This is a genomic window from Psychrobacter piscatorii (genome assembly GCF_001444505.1).
GTDB lineage: Bacteria > Pseudomonadota > Gammaproteobacteria > Pseudomonadales > Moraxellaceae > Psychrobacter > Psychrobacter piscatorii_B.
Genome location: NZ_LNDJ01000046.1, coordinates 1 through 14,548 on the forward strand (window position 1 = coordinate 1; position 14,548 = coordinate 14,548).

The following is a 14,548-nucleotide window of genomic DNA, read 5'->3' on the forward strand; positions in this document are numbered from 1 at the left end:
AACACTTTAATAGTGGTTCGACTATACATAAGCTCGTTAACTCATCTAAACAGTCAATCACTTTGCTCATCATTAATAAATAGCCTGCCCTGTCTTTATATTCATTACCAGCTCAAAAATACGCCTTACTATGGCTCATTTCTTAAACATCATACATGTATCAAATTTTTCAGCTTTATCTATGTACTGCTCAGTCTTGCTTTCTATTATTGTCTCCAACATTATCCATGCTACTCTATTGCTTAAATGTATCGTTTTTTTGATACCGCAGTTGCAAAAACTAGATAATATCTATTTGAAATACATATTATTTCTGTTATTGGATTATCTAATTGTTTGATTCATTTAACTCACCCATCAGTAGTTAATTAGCATTGAGCAACAGCAACAAAAGCAAGCAGACACGGACGTTATTGCATCCAATAGCAGGTTAATCACATTGATGCTGATTTGTGATATTGATATGCATATGACTGCTTTCTTAAAAAACATTCACCTATATCAAACTGCAAGGACGCTGACTATGATGCCAAACAAACCTTGGCTTGACCAATATCCGGCAAGTGTACCAAAGACGATTAATCCTGATACTTACGGCAGCGTGATGGAGTTGTACGAGGAGTGCTTTGAGCGTTTTAGCGGGCATCCAATGAGTATATGCATGGGTGTTACGCATACTTATAATGATGTCAATAACGCTTCTCTTGCCATCGCCGCATGGTTACAAGCGCAAGGACTACCTAAAGGTAGTATCGTTGCATTGATGATGCCAAACCTACCGCAATATCTACCAACGATGATTGGCATCTTGCGTGCAGGCTACGTCTGTACCCCCATCAACCCACTCTATACAGGTCGTGAGCTACGCCATCAGCTAAATGATTCAGGCGCTCAAGTGATTTTTGTGGTGGATAATTTTGCCCAAGCTCTTGAGCAAGTCGTCGATGAGACTGCCATCAAACGTATCGTCTTATCTAAACTTGGCGATATGATGGGACTTAAGGGTATGCTGGTGAATACCATCGTCCGTCAAGTCAAACGCTTGATACCCAAATACAAGCTCAACGATCCAAAGCATGAAGTTACTAAATTCCCGGATGTGCTCAAGCAAGGCAAAACTTTGCCTTTTCATGCACCCAAAATGACTTTAGATCAATTAGCGATTTTGCAGTACACAGGTGGCACAACGGGTCTGTCTAAAGGCACGATACTGACCCAGCGCAATATCGTGGCTGCAGCATTGATGGCAGAAGCTTGGTATCGTCCGGTGACCTCAGACATCAATGAAGTGTATATCAATATGGTCATGGCATTGCCGCTCTATCATATTTTTGCGTTTTCGCTAAGCCTACTCGGTATGCGATCAGGCTACACCTTTATATTGGTACCCAATCCGCGTGATATGCCAGGGTTTGTCAAAACCTTGTCAAAACAGCCGTTCCATATTTTCCCTGCGGTCAATACGTTGTTTAAGGGCCTGCTTGATACACCCTCTTTTAAAAACTTGAATTTTGCGCCATTACGCATCTCTCAAGCTGGTGGTATGGCGGCCACCAAACAAACAGCCGAGCGCTGGTTGGAGGTGACAGGCTGCCCTATGGTTGAAGGCTGGGGTATGACAGAAGGGGTCGCAGGCGGTACAGCGAACCTCGTCACCGATGACAAATTCAACGGTACAATTGGGATACCTGTCCCCAATGTTGACATCATTCTCATTGACGAAAATGGTGAGCGTGTGGGCACGCACCAAGCAGGTGAGATGTGTATCAAAGGTCCTAATGTAACCTCTGGATACTATAATAGAGACAGCACTAATGATTTCACAAGCGACGGTTATTTCCGTACTGGCGATATCGCGAGTATGGATGAAAAAGGTTACTTTACCTTATTAGACCGCAAAAAAGATATGATATTGGTCTCAGGGTTCAATGTATTCCCAAGTGAGGTTGAATCTGTGATGCTAGACTGCGACGGGGTGATTGACTGTGCTGTGATTGGCATTCCTGATGAGCGTCAAGGTGAGGCAGTCAAAATCTATGTGGTTCCTGCAGACAATAACGTGACTAAGGAAGTGATTACAGATTTTGCATTAGACAATCTGACGGGTTATAAATGTCCGCGCTATATTGAATTTGTGAGTGATCTGCCAAAGAGTAATGTCGGTAAAGTATTACGTCAAAAACTGCGTGAGAAACATCATGCAGACCACCCTCAACAATAAGTAACTTCTCTTGAAAAAAGCGCCCTATATCAATAATAAGGCGCTTTTTTGTTGCGCCTATTTGCTTTGAATGTCTCATTGAAAGCTAAATGTATCGAGCACAAATTTTTATCTACTCTGATCGATTCTGTATACCCTTCACTCTCCAACATATATTTTTTCATATATCAAACCCAAATATAAACTATCAAGTTCTCGTATGCCTGTAACGAGTTTAGTTGTAGTTATGTTAATGTAAGCCCGCAATGTGTCACTAAGTTTTCTGTCGATTTAGATTAATCGAATATTGACTTTAGACACGTCAAAACTGTTGATTTGAAAGGTATTTCAATTTTAGAAACAGTAACCCGTTATTTGATCTACTCAGATGCTTATTTTTTAGTAGCTCATTCTTGGTAGTTGAATCAAATTTTATAGAGGACTCTGTACGTTAGCAGTATGTGAAAACAAAGGATAGCACTCGACAATTCATCGCTCAAAAGGCACTGATGTATATCGTCGACATGGATGTGACTACTTTTTTATAGACCCTTAACTTATCTTAATTTAAGGACGCTTGGCATGACAGTAGATAAACCTTGGCTTGCTCAATACCCAGAAAACGTACCCAAGACCATTAATCCTGATCAATATGAAAGCCTCATAGAGTTGTATGAAGAGTGCTTCAACCGTTTTCGTATGCATCCGATGACTATCTGCATGGGTGTGACTCATACTTATGATGACGTTGACAAAGCATCATTGGCAGTAGCAGCATGGTTACAAGCTCAAGGCTTACCTAAAGGCAGCGTCGTGGCACTCATGATGCCAAACGTCCCACAATATTTACCAATCATGATTGGTATCTTACGCGCAGGTTACGTCTGTACCCCGATCAACCCACTATATACAGGTCGTGAGCTACGTCATCAATTGAATGACTCAGGCGCTCAGGTGATTTTTGTGGTGGATAACTTTGCTCAAGCGCTAGAGCAAGTCATTGAAGAGACCAATATCAAGCGTATTGTACTCTCAAAAATGGGCGATATGATGGGCTTAAAAGGTATTTTGGTAAATACCGTTATCCGTCAAGTCAAACGCTTAGTGCCTAAATACAATCTAAATGACCCTAAGTACAACGTCACGAAATTCCCTGAAGTACTGAAAAAAGGACGTAATCTACCGCTTCAAGCACCCAAAACCACGCTGCAACAAAAAGCGATTCTACAATACACAGGCGGCACAACGGGTCTGTCTAAGGGTGCTGTTTTGACGCAGCGTAATGTCGTCGCAGCGGCGATGCAATCAGAAGCATGGTACCGTCCAGTGACCTCAGATATCAATGAGGTGTACATCAACATGGTCATGGCCCTACCCTTGTATCATATCTTTGCGTTTATGCTCAGCTTACTTGGTATGCGTTCAGGCTACACTTTTATTCTAGTACCCAATCCGCGTGATATGCCAGGGTTTATCAAAACGCTATCAAAACAACCGTTCCATATTTTCCCTGCGGTCAATACCTTGTTCAAAGGGTTGCTTGATCAGCCAAGCTTCAAAGAATTGGACTTTAGCTCACTGCGTATCACTCAGGCGGGTGGTATGGCGGCAACCGAGCAAACAGCAGCCCGTTGGTTAGAGGTGACTGGTTGCCCTATGGTCGAGGGCTGGGGTATGACAGAAGGGGTTGCTGGCGGTACCGCCAACGTCATTACTGATCGTAAGTTCAACGGTACAATCGGCATACCAGTTCCTAGTGTCGATATCATCGTCGTTGATGAGAATGGGCAACGTGTCGCCATGCATGAGGCAGGTGAGATGTGCATCAAAGGCCCAAACGTCATGTCAGGCTATTTCAATCGAGACAATACCAATGATTTCACAAGCGATGGTTACTTCCGTACTGGCGATATTGTGAGCATGGATGAAAAAGGCTACTTCACTTTACTAGACCGTAAAAAAGATATGATTTTGGTGTCAGGATTCAATGTATTTCCAAATGAGATTGAAGCGGTCATGCTTGACCATGAAGGTATCGTTGATTGCGCCGTGATTGGTATCCCTGATGAAAACCAAGGTGAAGCCGTCAAAATCTATATTGTGCCTGCAGACAACAACGTCACCAAAGAAGACATCAAAGAGTTTGCATTAGACAATTTAACAGGTTATAAGTGCCCGCGTCATATCGAGTTTGTCAGCGAACTACCAAAAAGTAATGTCGGTAAAGTATTGCGTCAAAAGCTGCGTGAGCAGCACATATCAGACAATCCGCAAACGTTGTAATCTATATATTATGATTTTGCCATAGAGACAAAAAAGCCCACTTTAATCATAGTGGGCTTTTTGCTTATGTTGAACGAGCCTATCGTATCAGCTCAATCGGCTCATCACTTGCAACGGCAAACGCTTCATTGCCTGACCTACAATCGACCATGGCAAGCTTGGTACGCACGCTTCTTCCACACCTGCCTCAATCGCTGCAACAATCGCTTTGGTACCGGTATCAGTATCTACTTCAAACGGCAATGGCTTGGCATTCGTATTAATCTCGGTACGGATGTAACCGGGATAAATGGTAGACACCTTGATAGGTAGCTTAGTCAATAGCATATCAGCACGAATCCCTTCTGCAAGATGTGCCAAACCTGCTTTACTCGCGCCGTAAGCTGTCAGGTGCTTAGGCAGGCCACGCATCGCTGACATGCTCGACATGACGACCAGATGACCACTGTTTTGAGCCCGAAAGATATTCATCGCCGCTTCGCATTGTGCCAATGCCGAGATGAAATTAATCTCAACGGTACGGCGATTGGTATCAAAACGTCCTTTACCAATACGGCGACTATCGCCAATCCCTGCATTGACCACGATACGATCAATAGTGCCAAAGTCAGCAGCAAATGCGTCAAATACCTTAAAAACAGCATCATAATCACTGACATCTAACGCTCGGTACTCAACGCGTATATTAGGATATGCTGCTACCAGCTCTGACTGCAGGCTTTCTAAACGATCAGTACGGCGCGCACAGATAGCAAGATTATAACCAAGCTTAGCGAACAATCTTGCCATACCCTCGCCCAATCCTGAGCTTGCTCCTGTGATCAGGACGGTTTTGCCTTGACCAACCTGCTGTTTGTCTAGGTCTTTTAGATAGCGTGATGGCTGAACGGCGCTAAATACCTGAGCTTTACTTTGTTTGGCGCTTTTAGTGACTAAATTAAGCAGTTTGTGTTGCATAAGCCCTCCCTTGTATCGACTCTAAATGACACTCCAGTTTTATAGATTCTCTGTACCAACGACAAAAACTGGTTGACTAAAATCGTTCATTGTAATGGCTAATGCTCTACAAATACGTGGCGATTGTGTATAAAAGCGCATCCAAACCCATTGACTCAATTATCGCCACGTCACAAACTGCTTGCCTTCAGAAAATAGATGACTGTATTCATTTAAAGACAATAAATGCGCGCGGTGACTCTTTAGGGTGATCGATGTCACGCCCGTATTGACTAAGCTCTTATTTAACTGATAAGCGGTTTGACTGCCTTGGCTCAGTAGCTGTGCGGTAATGGCAGCGATGACACCGCCTGAGGTAAAGACCAATACAGTGCTATTTTGGTCTAAGCACATATCGGCTATCTTTGTACGTACTTGTTCAAGCGCTTGCTGCGCTCGCTCATTGAACTTCGGCCAGCTTTCAATATAATCCTGATCATTGTTGCCACCATGCCAGCGCTGCATCGCTTGATCAAACAGCTCAGCAAGACGCCGATTTGGTGATTGAGCATTGGCAATTTCAGCGGATATCTCAGCTTGGTTATCAAAATCACCAACGGATTTCACAAACACATCTTTGTGATTGAACTCGTCAAATTGCGGCAAAATATAGCTGTCATGCTCATCAAAGTTGATGGCTGTCGCAATGGCCATGTCGTCATTATTGGCCTGAGCAAACGGTTGATACCCTTGCCAAAAATGGCGAGCAGAGTCTTGTTGCCTGACCAGATTACCCGTAAATATCGCATCGATACGGCGCTGGGTATTTGCATAGTGTTGACCCAGCATTTTTGCTTGGGTTTCACCTAGCTCTGACAGCCGATCATAGTTTTCTTGACCAAAAGAAGCCTGACCATGACGGGCTAAAAGTATGGTTGTCATAAAATACTGCCTTTTATTATATTGTCCAAATTGCGGTTTTTCTTATACTTCAGCTGAATCAGAGGGCTTAGCAAAATAGCCTTTTGGTAAAATGCCTTTCACTACTTTTTGTACAGGGTCTGGCAATTTCTCAATCGTTGCCGCATCGACTCCTCTGTCTTCTAAATATGGCTGAACGTGTGCATTGAACAGCGCTTCGCCTTCATATTGTGCAATCAGTTTGAGACATTTGGCATGCATGACATGTATGGCAAGCCACGCGTTTTTAAATGCTGGATTGGTGGTTTGTTTATGATAGTAGCGATAGTAGATTTGCTGAATGATACCTGATAGACGAAACAGCCCAAACACTTCATAAAAGGTCCAGTTATCTATCTGTAGTCCAGACTTTTCTAGATAATAAGCAACCACTTCGTCACGCGTCATCATACCTTCTAAGTGAGTTGGCTGGCGACGAAACTGCTGCATGACAATATTGTCGTCTTCCTCAATCCAGTAAGCCAACGCACTACCCAAATCCATTAGTGGATCGCCAAGGGTTGCCATCTCCCAATCGAGGACTCCGATAACTTTAGTCGGCTCGTCTGCATCGAGTATGACGTTATCAAAGCGCCAGTCATTGTGAATAATGCACGTTTTGCTATCAGCAGGCGTGTGCTTTTTGAGCCACTGTCTGACCAAGGCAAAGCTTGGGACGTTGGGTGTCTTTGCTTTGATATAACGCTTGTCCCAGCCACTAATTTGGCGGGCGCAATAGCCATCACCGCGACCCAAATCAACCAAATCAGGATGCTCTGTATAGTCTATCTGATGTAGCTCTACCAACGCATCCAAAACATTGGTACAAAGTAGACGGATTTGTTCAGGATCTAGATCGACCCCTTTTGGTAAATTGGCACGGGGAATGATCCCTTCCATGCGCTCCATCACATAAAAGTCAGCGCCAATGACGGCCTCATCCGTGCACAGCGCAATCATCTCGGGCACATAAGGATAAGCATCTTTTAATGCTTTTTGAACGGTATATTCGCGTACCATGTCGTGCGCAGATTTTGCCTTGGTACCTTTTGGTGGACGGCGTAAGATAAGATCTTGGTTTTTATCATCGCCTTCATATTGTAAGCGATACGTCCAGTTAGAAGCCCCGCCTGAGAACTGAGTGACTGTAGGCTCGCCTACGACATCGACACCTTGGCTACGTAGCCATGCGCTGATAGCTTGGGTATCAAGCTCCTCACCCTCACGCACCGCGCCGCCTTTATCTAATACTCTATGGTCAGTTGACATGTGACATTCCTTATCATGTGATCAGTTATTTTTATAACTTATACTTATAGTAGTAAAAAATTAGTAGTAAAAAACAGTCATAGTGATGAAAAATTCACTACTAAATCGTTAATAGTGAATTTCCAATTTTTTATTTTCAGCAATAGTGGCGTGAGCAACTTAAGGTTTACTCACACCCATTGATTAATATTAGGCTTTGTTAGACTTAGAACGGCTAAAGCCCTGACGCTTTAGCTCCAGCTTGGCAATCATGGTTTTATGTACTTCATCAGGACCATCTGCCAACCGTAGCACACGAGCTTGCGCATAGAAATTTGGTAACAATGTGTCTTGGCACACACCCATGCCACCATGAATCTGAATCGCCATATCAACCACTTCTTGTAGCACCGTTGGCGCAACCACTTTGATCGCAGAGATTTCAGTCAATGCCGCTTTGGTTCCTTGAGAATCCATTTTTTGCGCCGCGTAAAGGGTTAGTAAGCGTGCTTGATCAATCTTGATACGGGCATCGCTGATACGCTCAAAGTTGCCGCCCAATTGTAGTAATGGCTTACCAAAAGCGGTACGTGACATGCCGCGCTTAACAGCCAATTCTAGTGATTTTTCAGCCGCACCGATACAACGCATGCAGTGATGAATACGACCTGGCCCCAAGCGACCTTGCGCAATCTCAAAACCCTTACCCGGCCCACCAATAAAGTGACTGACGGGCACACGTACATTATCAAAGCTGATCTCACCATGACCGTGCGGCGCATCATAATCGCCAAACACTTTAAGCATACGTTTAATATTCACACCCGCAGTATTGACTGGTACCAGTACCATCGAGTGCTGATGATGACGATCTGCGCTTTCATCCGCGGTATAGGCCATGACAATCAAAATATCAACCGCAGGATCGCCAAGTCCCGATGACCACCATTTGCTACCATTAATGACAATTTCATCACCATCGACCACAGCAGTTGCTTGCATATTGGTGGCATCACTTGAGGCCACATCAGGCTCAGTCATACAAAACACTGAGCGGGTCTCACCTTCTAATAGCGGCGTGAGCCATTTGTCTTGCTGTTCTTGCGTACCATAGCGCCATAATAGCTCCATATTGCCGCTATCAGGTGCATTGCAGTTAAACACATGCGGCGCGAGCAAACTGCGACCCGTCAGCTCTGCAATCGGTGCATAGTCAGTGACTGAAAGCCCTGCACCTAAGGTGTCGTCAGGCAAAAACAAGTTCCATAAACCCGCTTCACGTGCTTGTTTGCGTAGGTTGTCATAAGCGTCTGGCCATTCCCAGTTTTCCCAATTTCCATCAGGATTTTTCTTATGACATTCTTCCCAGAATTGGGCTTCGATGGGTTCAATATGCGTTTCAATGAACGCTTTGACTTTGGCATGCATGGCTTGACCATGTTCCGTTGCGGTAAACATTAAATTGTCGCTAGACATAAATGACTTCCTTTTCTTTATTGATTGTCTAAATCAGGTTTTGACAAAAAGCTCTGCTAGATCTTTAATGCGAGCTTTAGTGTACGGACGTATACTGTTTTCTGTATCCTACATTTATAACACAGCAATTATGATTAAACAGCAAAAAGGCGCGACCCGTTAGGACACGCCTTTTACAAAATACAAACAGTGTATTGATGAACATATGACCGCTAAGATACTAGCTATCAGACATCATAATGATATCTAACACTATTTTAGAATATTCAAGCGACTGTTTGACTCAAAACGTGCGAGCGCATCTGGCAGTTTATCCACTGCCATACTGAGCGTCGCTTCTGCTGCTTGCGCAAGGCCCAGCTTCTCTGCCAGCGTCGGCTTCTGACGTGAATGTAATGCGTACACCTCATTGTCTTCCATACGCTCTAAAATATAACTGTCTGATGTTTGCAGACTATCAATCAGGTTAAGCTTTAACGCATCTTCACCATACCAATGCTCACCTGTGGCCACTTTGGCAACATCAAGTTCTGGACGATAGGTATTGACGAAATGCTTGAATAGCTCGTGCGTCTGCTCTAGCTCTTCTTGGTATTTGGCACGATCTTCGGCATCGTTTTCGCCAAACACAGTCACCGTGCGTTTATAGTCGCCAGCCGTAAACATCTCATAATCGACATCATGGTTTTTGAGCCATTTATGAAAGTTTGGCAATTGTGACACCACGCCGATTGAGCCAATAATCGCAAATGGCGCTGCCACCACATTGTCTGCCACGCACGCCATCATGTAGCCACCACTTGCCGCTACCTTATCGACGCAGACCGTTAGCTTTAGACCAGCGTCCTTTAAGCGCACCAATTGCGCGGCTGCCAATCCATAACCATGCACCAAACCGCCACCTGATTCGAGGCGTACAATCACTTCATCGCCTTTGTTAGCCGTACTGATTAAGGTGCTGATTTCTTCGCGCAGATGCTTAACGGCAGTGGCTTTGATATCACCTTCAAAATCCAGGACGAAAACTTGCGAGGCATTGTCAGGATTTTTTTTCTGCTTTTTACTTTTTGCTTTTAGCGCCTGCTTGGCTTTTTTTGCCATTGTTTTTTTGAATGCTTTAAGCGCAGCTTTGCCTTGGGTGGCTTCCATTAAGTCTTCACGGCGCTGTTTTTGCGCTTCATTTAAATGTCTTACTTTTAGCTCAACAGGGTTTTTTGGTGGATGAAATAGCATGATTACAAATCCTCAAGTCAGTAGGTATATCAATATAGATGTTTTTATTCAGGTACGGTTGATATGCGCACGCTCGCTGGTATTTTCAAGCAAAATGACAATATTTAACCTAATATAGATATCGCTCAATGAATACAGCCGATACCAATGCATGGCTACGCTTTGATTGAACTCAGCCGGTTGTATAACAAAGGTAGATTAGGCATAATATGCGTTTATATCAAATTTTCTGCAGCCAACGTGATGACCCTTTGTCTTGATCGCGTTGTTTGTGTGTTTTTTTTGCAAATCGCTTGAAACGCACAGCAATGGCTGCATTATTGTACTTCGAATTGGGCTGATAACTGGATAACAATATTATGACGCAAAGCACTATGACGCAAAGCGAATACCGAGACGAGTATTGCGGAGCTGTAACCGAGAGCTTGCTTGAGCAAACCATTAGTATCGTAGGCTGGGTACATCGTCGTCGCGATCACGGTGGCGTGATTTTCTTAGACATGCGTGACCGCGCGGGTATCTTGCAGGTGGTTGTCGATCCTGATACACCAGAAGCTTTTGCAACGGCCGATGCGGTACGTCCTGAATACGTACTAAAAATCACTGGCCGCGTACGTCGTCGTTATGAAGGTACTGAAAATAACAATATGACCAGTGGCCAAATTGAGCTATTGGGCAAAGAAATTGAAGTACTGGCCAAATCTGAAACCCCGCCATTCCCATTGAATGACGAAAAAACGACTGTGTCAGAAGACTTACGTCTAAAATATCGCTATCTCGATATGCGTCGTCCGCAAATGCAAGAGCGTATGGTATTCCGTGCCAAGGCAACGTCAGCGATTCGTCGTTATTTAGATGATCATGGTTTCTTGGATGTAGAGACCCCTATTTTGACTCGTGCTACGCCTGAAGGTGCGCGTGATTATCTTGTACCATCACGTACGCGTCCTGGTAACTTCTTTGCCCTGCCGCAGTCACCACAGCTATTTAAGCAATTATTGATGGTGTCAGGTTTTGACCGTTATTATCAAATCGCGAAATGCTTCCGTGATGAAGATTTACGTGCCGATCGTCAGCCTGAATTTACACAGGTCGATATTGAGACATCTTTCTTGAACGAAGAAGAGATCATGAACATCAACGAAGGTCTGATCAAGCATTTGTTCAAGACCATGATGGATGTTGAGTTCGAGCAATTTCCTCGCATGACATATGCTGAAGCAATGCGCGACTATGCTTCAGACAAGCCTGACTTACGTATTCCACTGAAACTGGTTGACGTTGCAGACTTGATGAAAGACGTTGATTTCAAAGTATTTGCCGGTCCTGCTAACGATCCTAAAGGTCGCGTCGCTGCCCTTCGCATTCCTGGTGGCGCTTCATTAAGCCGTAAGCAAATCGATGCTTATACCAAGTTTGTTGGTATTTATGGCGCACGCGGCTTGGCTTATATCAAAGTCAATGACGCAAGCAGCATCAACAATGGTGTGGACAAAGAGTCTGGCCTACAATCACCAATCATCAAAAACATGACTGATGATGTACTTGTGAGCTTGATCGAGCGTACTGCTGCAGAAGATGGCGATATTATCTTCTTTGGTGCAGATAAAGCCAGTATCGTGAATGACGCAATCGGCGCATTACGCCAGAAAATCGGTCTAGACCTTGAAATGACAACTTGTGAGTGGGCGCCGCTATGGGTGACTGACTTCCCGATGTTTGAGCAAACCGATGACGGTCAATGGACGTCAATGCATCATCCATTTACCAAGCCTAGAGGCTCTGTTGAGGAGCTGAAAAACAACCCAGAGTCTGCGCTATCTATCGCTTACGATATGGTGTTGAACGGTACTGAGATTGGTGGTGGTAGCTTACGTATCAATACTTATGATATGCAGCAAGCCGTCCTTGAAGCCTTGGGTATCGGCGAGCAAGAGGCAGAAGACAAGTTTGGTTTCTTACTTGATGCACTAAAATTTGGTGCACCGCCGCATGGTGGCTTGGCGTTTGGTTTGGATCGCCTGATTATGCTTATGGTAGGCGCTGACTCTATCCGTGATGTGATCGCATTCCCAAAAACCAAAACTGCTGAGTGCCCACTAACTCAAGCACCTGCTGGAGTGGATAGTAAGCAGCTACGTGATCTTGGTATCCGTGTGCGTGAAAAAGCACAGGCTGACACCAACAAACCTGCTCAATAAAACATTTGATGATGTACTATTGCTGTCTACAGTGCTTGTTACGCGATTCATCGCCATGTGAGTGGTTATGAATCCGTATCATGTTTTCAAATTCGTGCCATTGTCTGTACTACAGATGCTGGCACGTTTTGTCGCTTGGGTTATCGTCAAGATACCAAGTCTCAGCATCATGCGTACCATTCATATTAATATGGCGCTGATTACGGACAAATTGTCTGAGCCGCAAAAACGAGCGCTGACCAAAGACATCATCTATCATCAATGTCTGAGCAGTATCGAATCTATAAAAAGCTGGGCAATGCCACCTGAATGGAGTATTGCCCAGATTCGTGACGTCCATAATAAAGATATTCTACTAGAAGGTCTTGCCAATCCCAATGGCATGCTTGCTATCGTCCCTCATCTCGGTACATGGGAGATGATGAACGCGTGGCTCAATCAGTTTGGTTCGCCAACTATTATGTACAAGCCTGTAGACGGCAGATTCGCTAATGAATTTATCTTGCAAGGTCGTGCGCGTCTCAATGCAACGTTGGTGCCTACCGATGGTAGCGGTGTTAAAGCCGTGTTTAAAACCCTCAAGCAAGGCGGCTTTAGTATTGTATTACCAGACCACGTCCCAGATCCGTCAGGCGGCGTAGTCGTTCCTTTCTTTGGTATCAAAACATTAACCAGTACACTTGCCTCAAAACTGGCGAGCAAAACCAAATGTGCCTTAGTTGGCTTGTCTTGTATTCGTCGTAATGATGGACGCGGTTTTGATATTTACTGCTATAAGCTCGACGATCCAGCGCTATATGATCGCAATACCGAAGTAGCGACTCACGCACTCAATCAAGCCATGGAGCATATGATTAAAGACAACTATAGTCACTATATGTGGGGCTATCGACGTTTTAAGCGCATACCAAATCTAGGCAATCCTTACCGAAAAGATAAAGCCACTTTAGCAGCCTTTATTCGGTCTCATCACGCTACTGGTAGTCGTTCTGGTAACGATGTAAGTGGTTCTTTTACTGATGACACTAACATCGATAATCGCAAGTAATAACTGTACTATCGTTTACTGATTTAGACGTACCATCAGTCACAGCTATGCTAATATTGGCTGAACTCTATATTCTTTTACTTTTATTAGTCCTTCATTTATCTGACTATTATCTCAATACGAGTGCATTATGACATCTGACGTAACTAAGACCTTATCTATAGACCCTCATCAAACCAGCACAAATGCTGCTGAACAGCGTTATATCATCTGTATGAAATGGGGCGACAAATATGGTCCTGAATACGTCAATCGTCTCTACAACATGGTTAGTCGACATCTAACCTTAGATTTCCAAATGGTTTGCTTGACCGATGACAGCACAGGTATTGACCCTGCGATTGCCTGCTATCCTATACCCGATATGGATTTACCAGCAGGTCCTGAACGTGGTTGGAAAAAACTGACTACCTTTAAGCCTGAGCTGTATGATTTAAAAGGTGTGGCGCTATTTTTAGATATTGATATCGTCATTGTCGATAATATCGATGCGTTTTTTACTTATCAAGCTGAGCATGAGGACAGTGTCGTCATCATCCGTGACTGGAAAAAACCTTGGCGCATGATTGGCAATAGCTCTGTTTATCGCTTTAATATTGGTATGAATACTTATCCTGATTTGCTGTCCAATTTTGAGCGGAACTTTGAAACCATTCGCACCCAAGTACGTCACGAGCAGGCCTACCTCTCTAACTATTTGCGTGAACATCACCACTTAGAGTATTGGGATAAAACATGGTGTGTCAGCTTTAAGTACCAATGCATTGCGCCGATTCCTTTTAACTTTGTACGCACACCTACTCTGCCGGATGATGCAAAAATCGTTATCTTCCATGGTGAGATTAACCCGCCCGATGCGATTGCTGGTAGTGGCGGTAAATGGTATCGACATGTGAAGCCAAGCCCATGGTTAAAGCAATACTGGCAGTAAATATATAGCCATGAGCCATGTCTACATAGTTC

The 14,548-nt window shown here is 44.1% G+C and carries 10 protein-coding genes; 5 read left to right on the top strand and 5 right to left on the bottom strand.

Translation table 11 applies throughout. The annotated features are described in order from the left end of the window. The first annotated feature begins 523 nt into the window (after window positions 1-523). Complete coding sequence (locus AS194_RS02220; RefSeq protein ID WP_058023847.1) at window positions 524-2,221, top strand: AMP-binding protein; 1,698 nt, start codon at window positions 524-526, stop codon at window positions 2,219-2,221. 561 nt (window positions 2,222-2,782) lie between these two features. After that, window positions 2,783-4,483: an AMP-binding protein gene (locus AS194_RS02225; RefSeq protein WP_058023848.1), complete on the top strand. Its 1,701-nt coding sequence runs from the start codon at window positions 2,783-2,785 to the stop codon at window positions 4,481-4,483. Window positions 4,484-4,570: 87 nt separating this feature from the next. On the opposite strand, the gene AS194_RS02230 is transcribed toward AS194_RS02225, so the two are convergent. The 5 genes from AS194_RS02230 to sohB all read right to left on the bottom strand — a co-directional run bounded on the left by AS194_RS02230 (window position 4,571) and on the right by sohB (window position 10,336). Continuing rightward, window positions 4,571-5,440, bottom strand: a complete 870-nt coding sequence (locus AS194_RS02230; protein WP_058023849.1) for an SDR family oxidoreductase — start codon at window positions 5,438-5,440, stop codon at window positions 4,571-4,573. Between the two features lie 159 nt (window positions 5,441-5,599). Then, the gene (locus tag AS194_RS02235; protein ID WP_058023850.1) at window positions 5,600-6,361 is read right to left on the bottom strand and encodes a histidine phosphatase family protein; all 762 of its coding nucleotides are present in this window, start codon (window positions 6,359-6,361) and stop codon (window positions 5,600-5,602) included. Between the two features lie 42 nt (window positions 6,362-6,403). Further along, window positions 6,404-7,648 carry a phosphotransferase family protein gene (locus AS194_RS02240; RefSeq protein ID WP_058023851.1) on the bottom strand — a complete coding sequence of 415 codons (1,245 nt, stop codon included), beginning with the start codon at window positions 7,646-7,648 and terminating at the stop codon, window positions 6,404-6,406. Between the two features lie 189 nt (window positions 7,649-7,837). Beyond that, window positions 7,838-9,085 (bottom strand): acyl-CoA dehydrogenase family protein, encoded by a 1,248-nt coding sequence (locus tag AS194_RS02245; protein ID WP_058023887.1) that lies wholly within the window; start codon window positions 9,083-9,085, stop codon window positions 7,838-7,840. A gap of 270 nt (window positions 9,086-9,355) precedes the next feature. Then, a complete protein-coding gene (gene sohB, locus AS194_RS02250) occupies window positions 9,356-10,336 on the bottom strand; it encodes a protease SohB (protein ID WP_058023852.1) in 981 nt (326 codons plus the stop codon). 374 nt (window positions 10,337-10,710) lie between these two features. Here sohB and aspS point away from each other — a divergent pair, with 374 nt between their 5' ends. From aspS to AS194_RS02265, 3 genes are all read left to right on the top strand, one after another. Further along, window positions 10,711-12,537, top strand: a complete 1,827-nt coding sequence (gene aspS, locus AS194_RS02255) for an aspartate--tRNA ligase (protein WP_058023888.1) — start codon at window positions 10,711-10,713, stop codon at window positions 12,535-12,537. A gap of 67 nt (window positions 12,538-12,604) precedes the next feature. Continuing rightward, window positions 12,605-13,585, top strand: coding sequence for a lysophospholipid acyltransferase family protein (locus tag AS194_RS02260; RefSeq protein ID WP_058023853.1), 981 nt, complete (start codon window positions 12,605-12,607; stop codon window positions 13,583-13,585). A gap of 130 nt (window positions 13,586-13,715) precedes the next feature. Then, window positions 13,716-14,516, top strand: a complete 801-nt coding sequence (locus tag AS194_RS02265) for a hypothetical protein (RefSeq protein WP_058023854.1) — start codon at window positions 13,716-13,718, stop codon at window positions 14,514-14,516. The last annotated feature ends 32 nt before the right edge of the window (window positions 14,517-14,548 follow it).

Bases quoted from the DNA above. Each gene is read 5' to 3' on its own strand.
- AS194_RS02220 (WP_058023847.1), top strand. From the start codon at position 524: ATGATGCCAAACAAACCTTGGCTTGACCAATATCCGGCAAGTGTACCA.
- AS194_RS02225 (WP_058023848.1), top strand. From the start codon at position 2,783: ATGACAGTAGATAAACCTTGGCTTGCTCAATACCCAGAAAACGTACCC.
- AS194_RS02230 (WP_058023849.1), bottom strand. From the start codon at position 5,440: ATGCAACACAAACTGCTTAATTTAGTCACTAAAAGCGCCAAACAAAGT.
- AS194_RS02235 (WP_058023850.1), bottom strand. From the start codon at position 6,361: ATGACAACCATACTTTTAGCCCGTCATGGTCAGGCTTCTTTTGGTCAA.
- AS194_RS02240 (WP_058023851.1), bottom strand. From the start codon at position 7,648: ATGTCAACTGACCATAGAGTATTAGATAAAGGCGGCGCGGTGCGTGAG.
- AS194_RS02245 (WP_058023887.1), bottom strand. From the start codon at position 9,085: ATGTTTACCGCAACGGAACATGGTCAAGCCATGCATGCCAAAGTCAAA.
- sohB (WP_058023852.1), bottom strand. From the start codon at position 10,336: ATGCTATTTCATCCACCAAAAAACCCTGTTGAGCTAAAAGTAAGACAT.
- aspS (WP_058023888.1), top strand. From the start codon at position 10,711: ATGACGCAAAGCGAATACCGAGACGAGTATTGCGGAGCTGTAACCGAG.
- AS194_RS02260 (WP_058023853.1), top strand. From the start codon at position 12,605: ATGAATCCGTATCATGTTTTCAAATTCGTGCCATTGTCTGTACTACAG.
- AS194_RS02265 (WP_058023854.1), top strand. From the start codon at position 13,716: ATGACATCTGACGTAACTAAGACCTTATCTATAGACCCTCATCAAACC.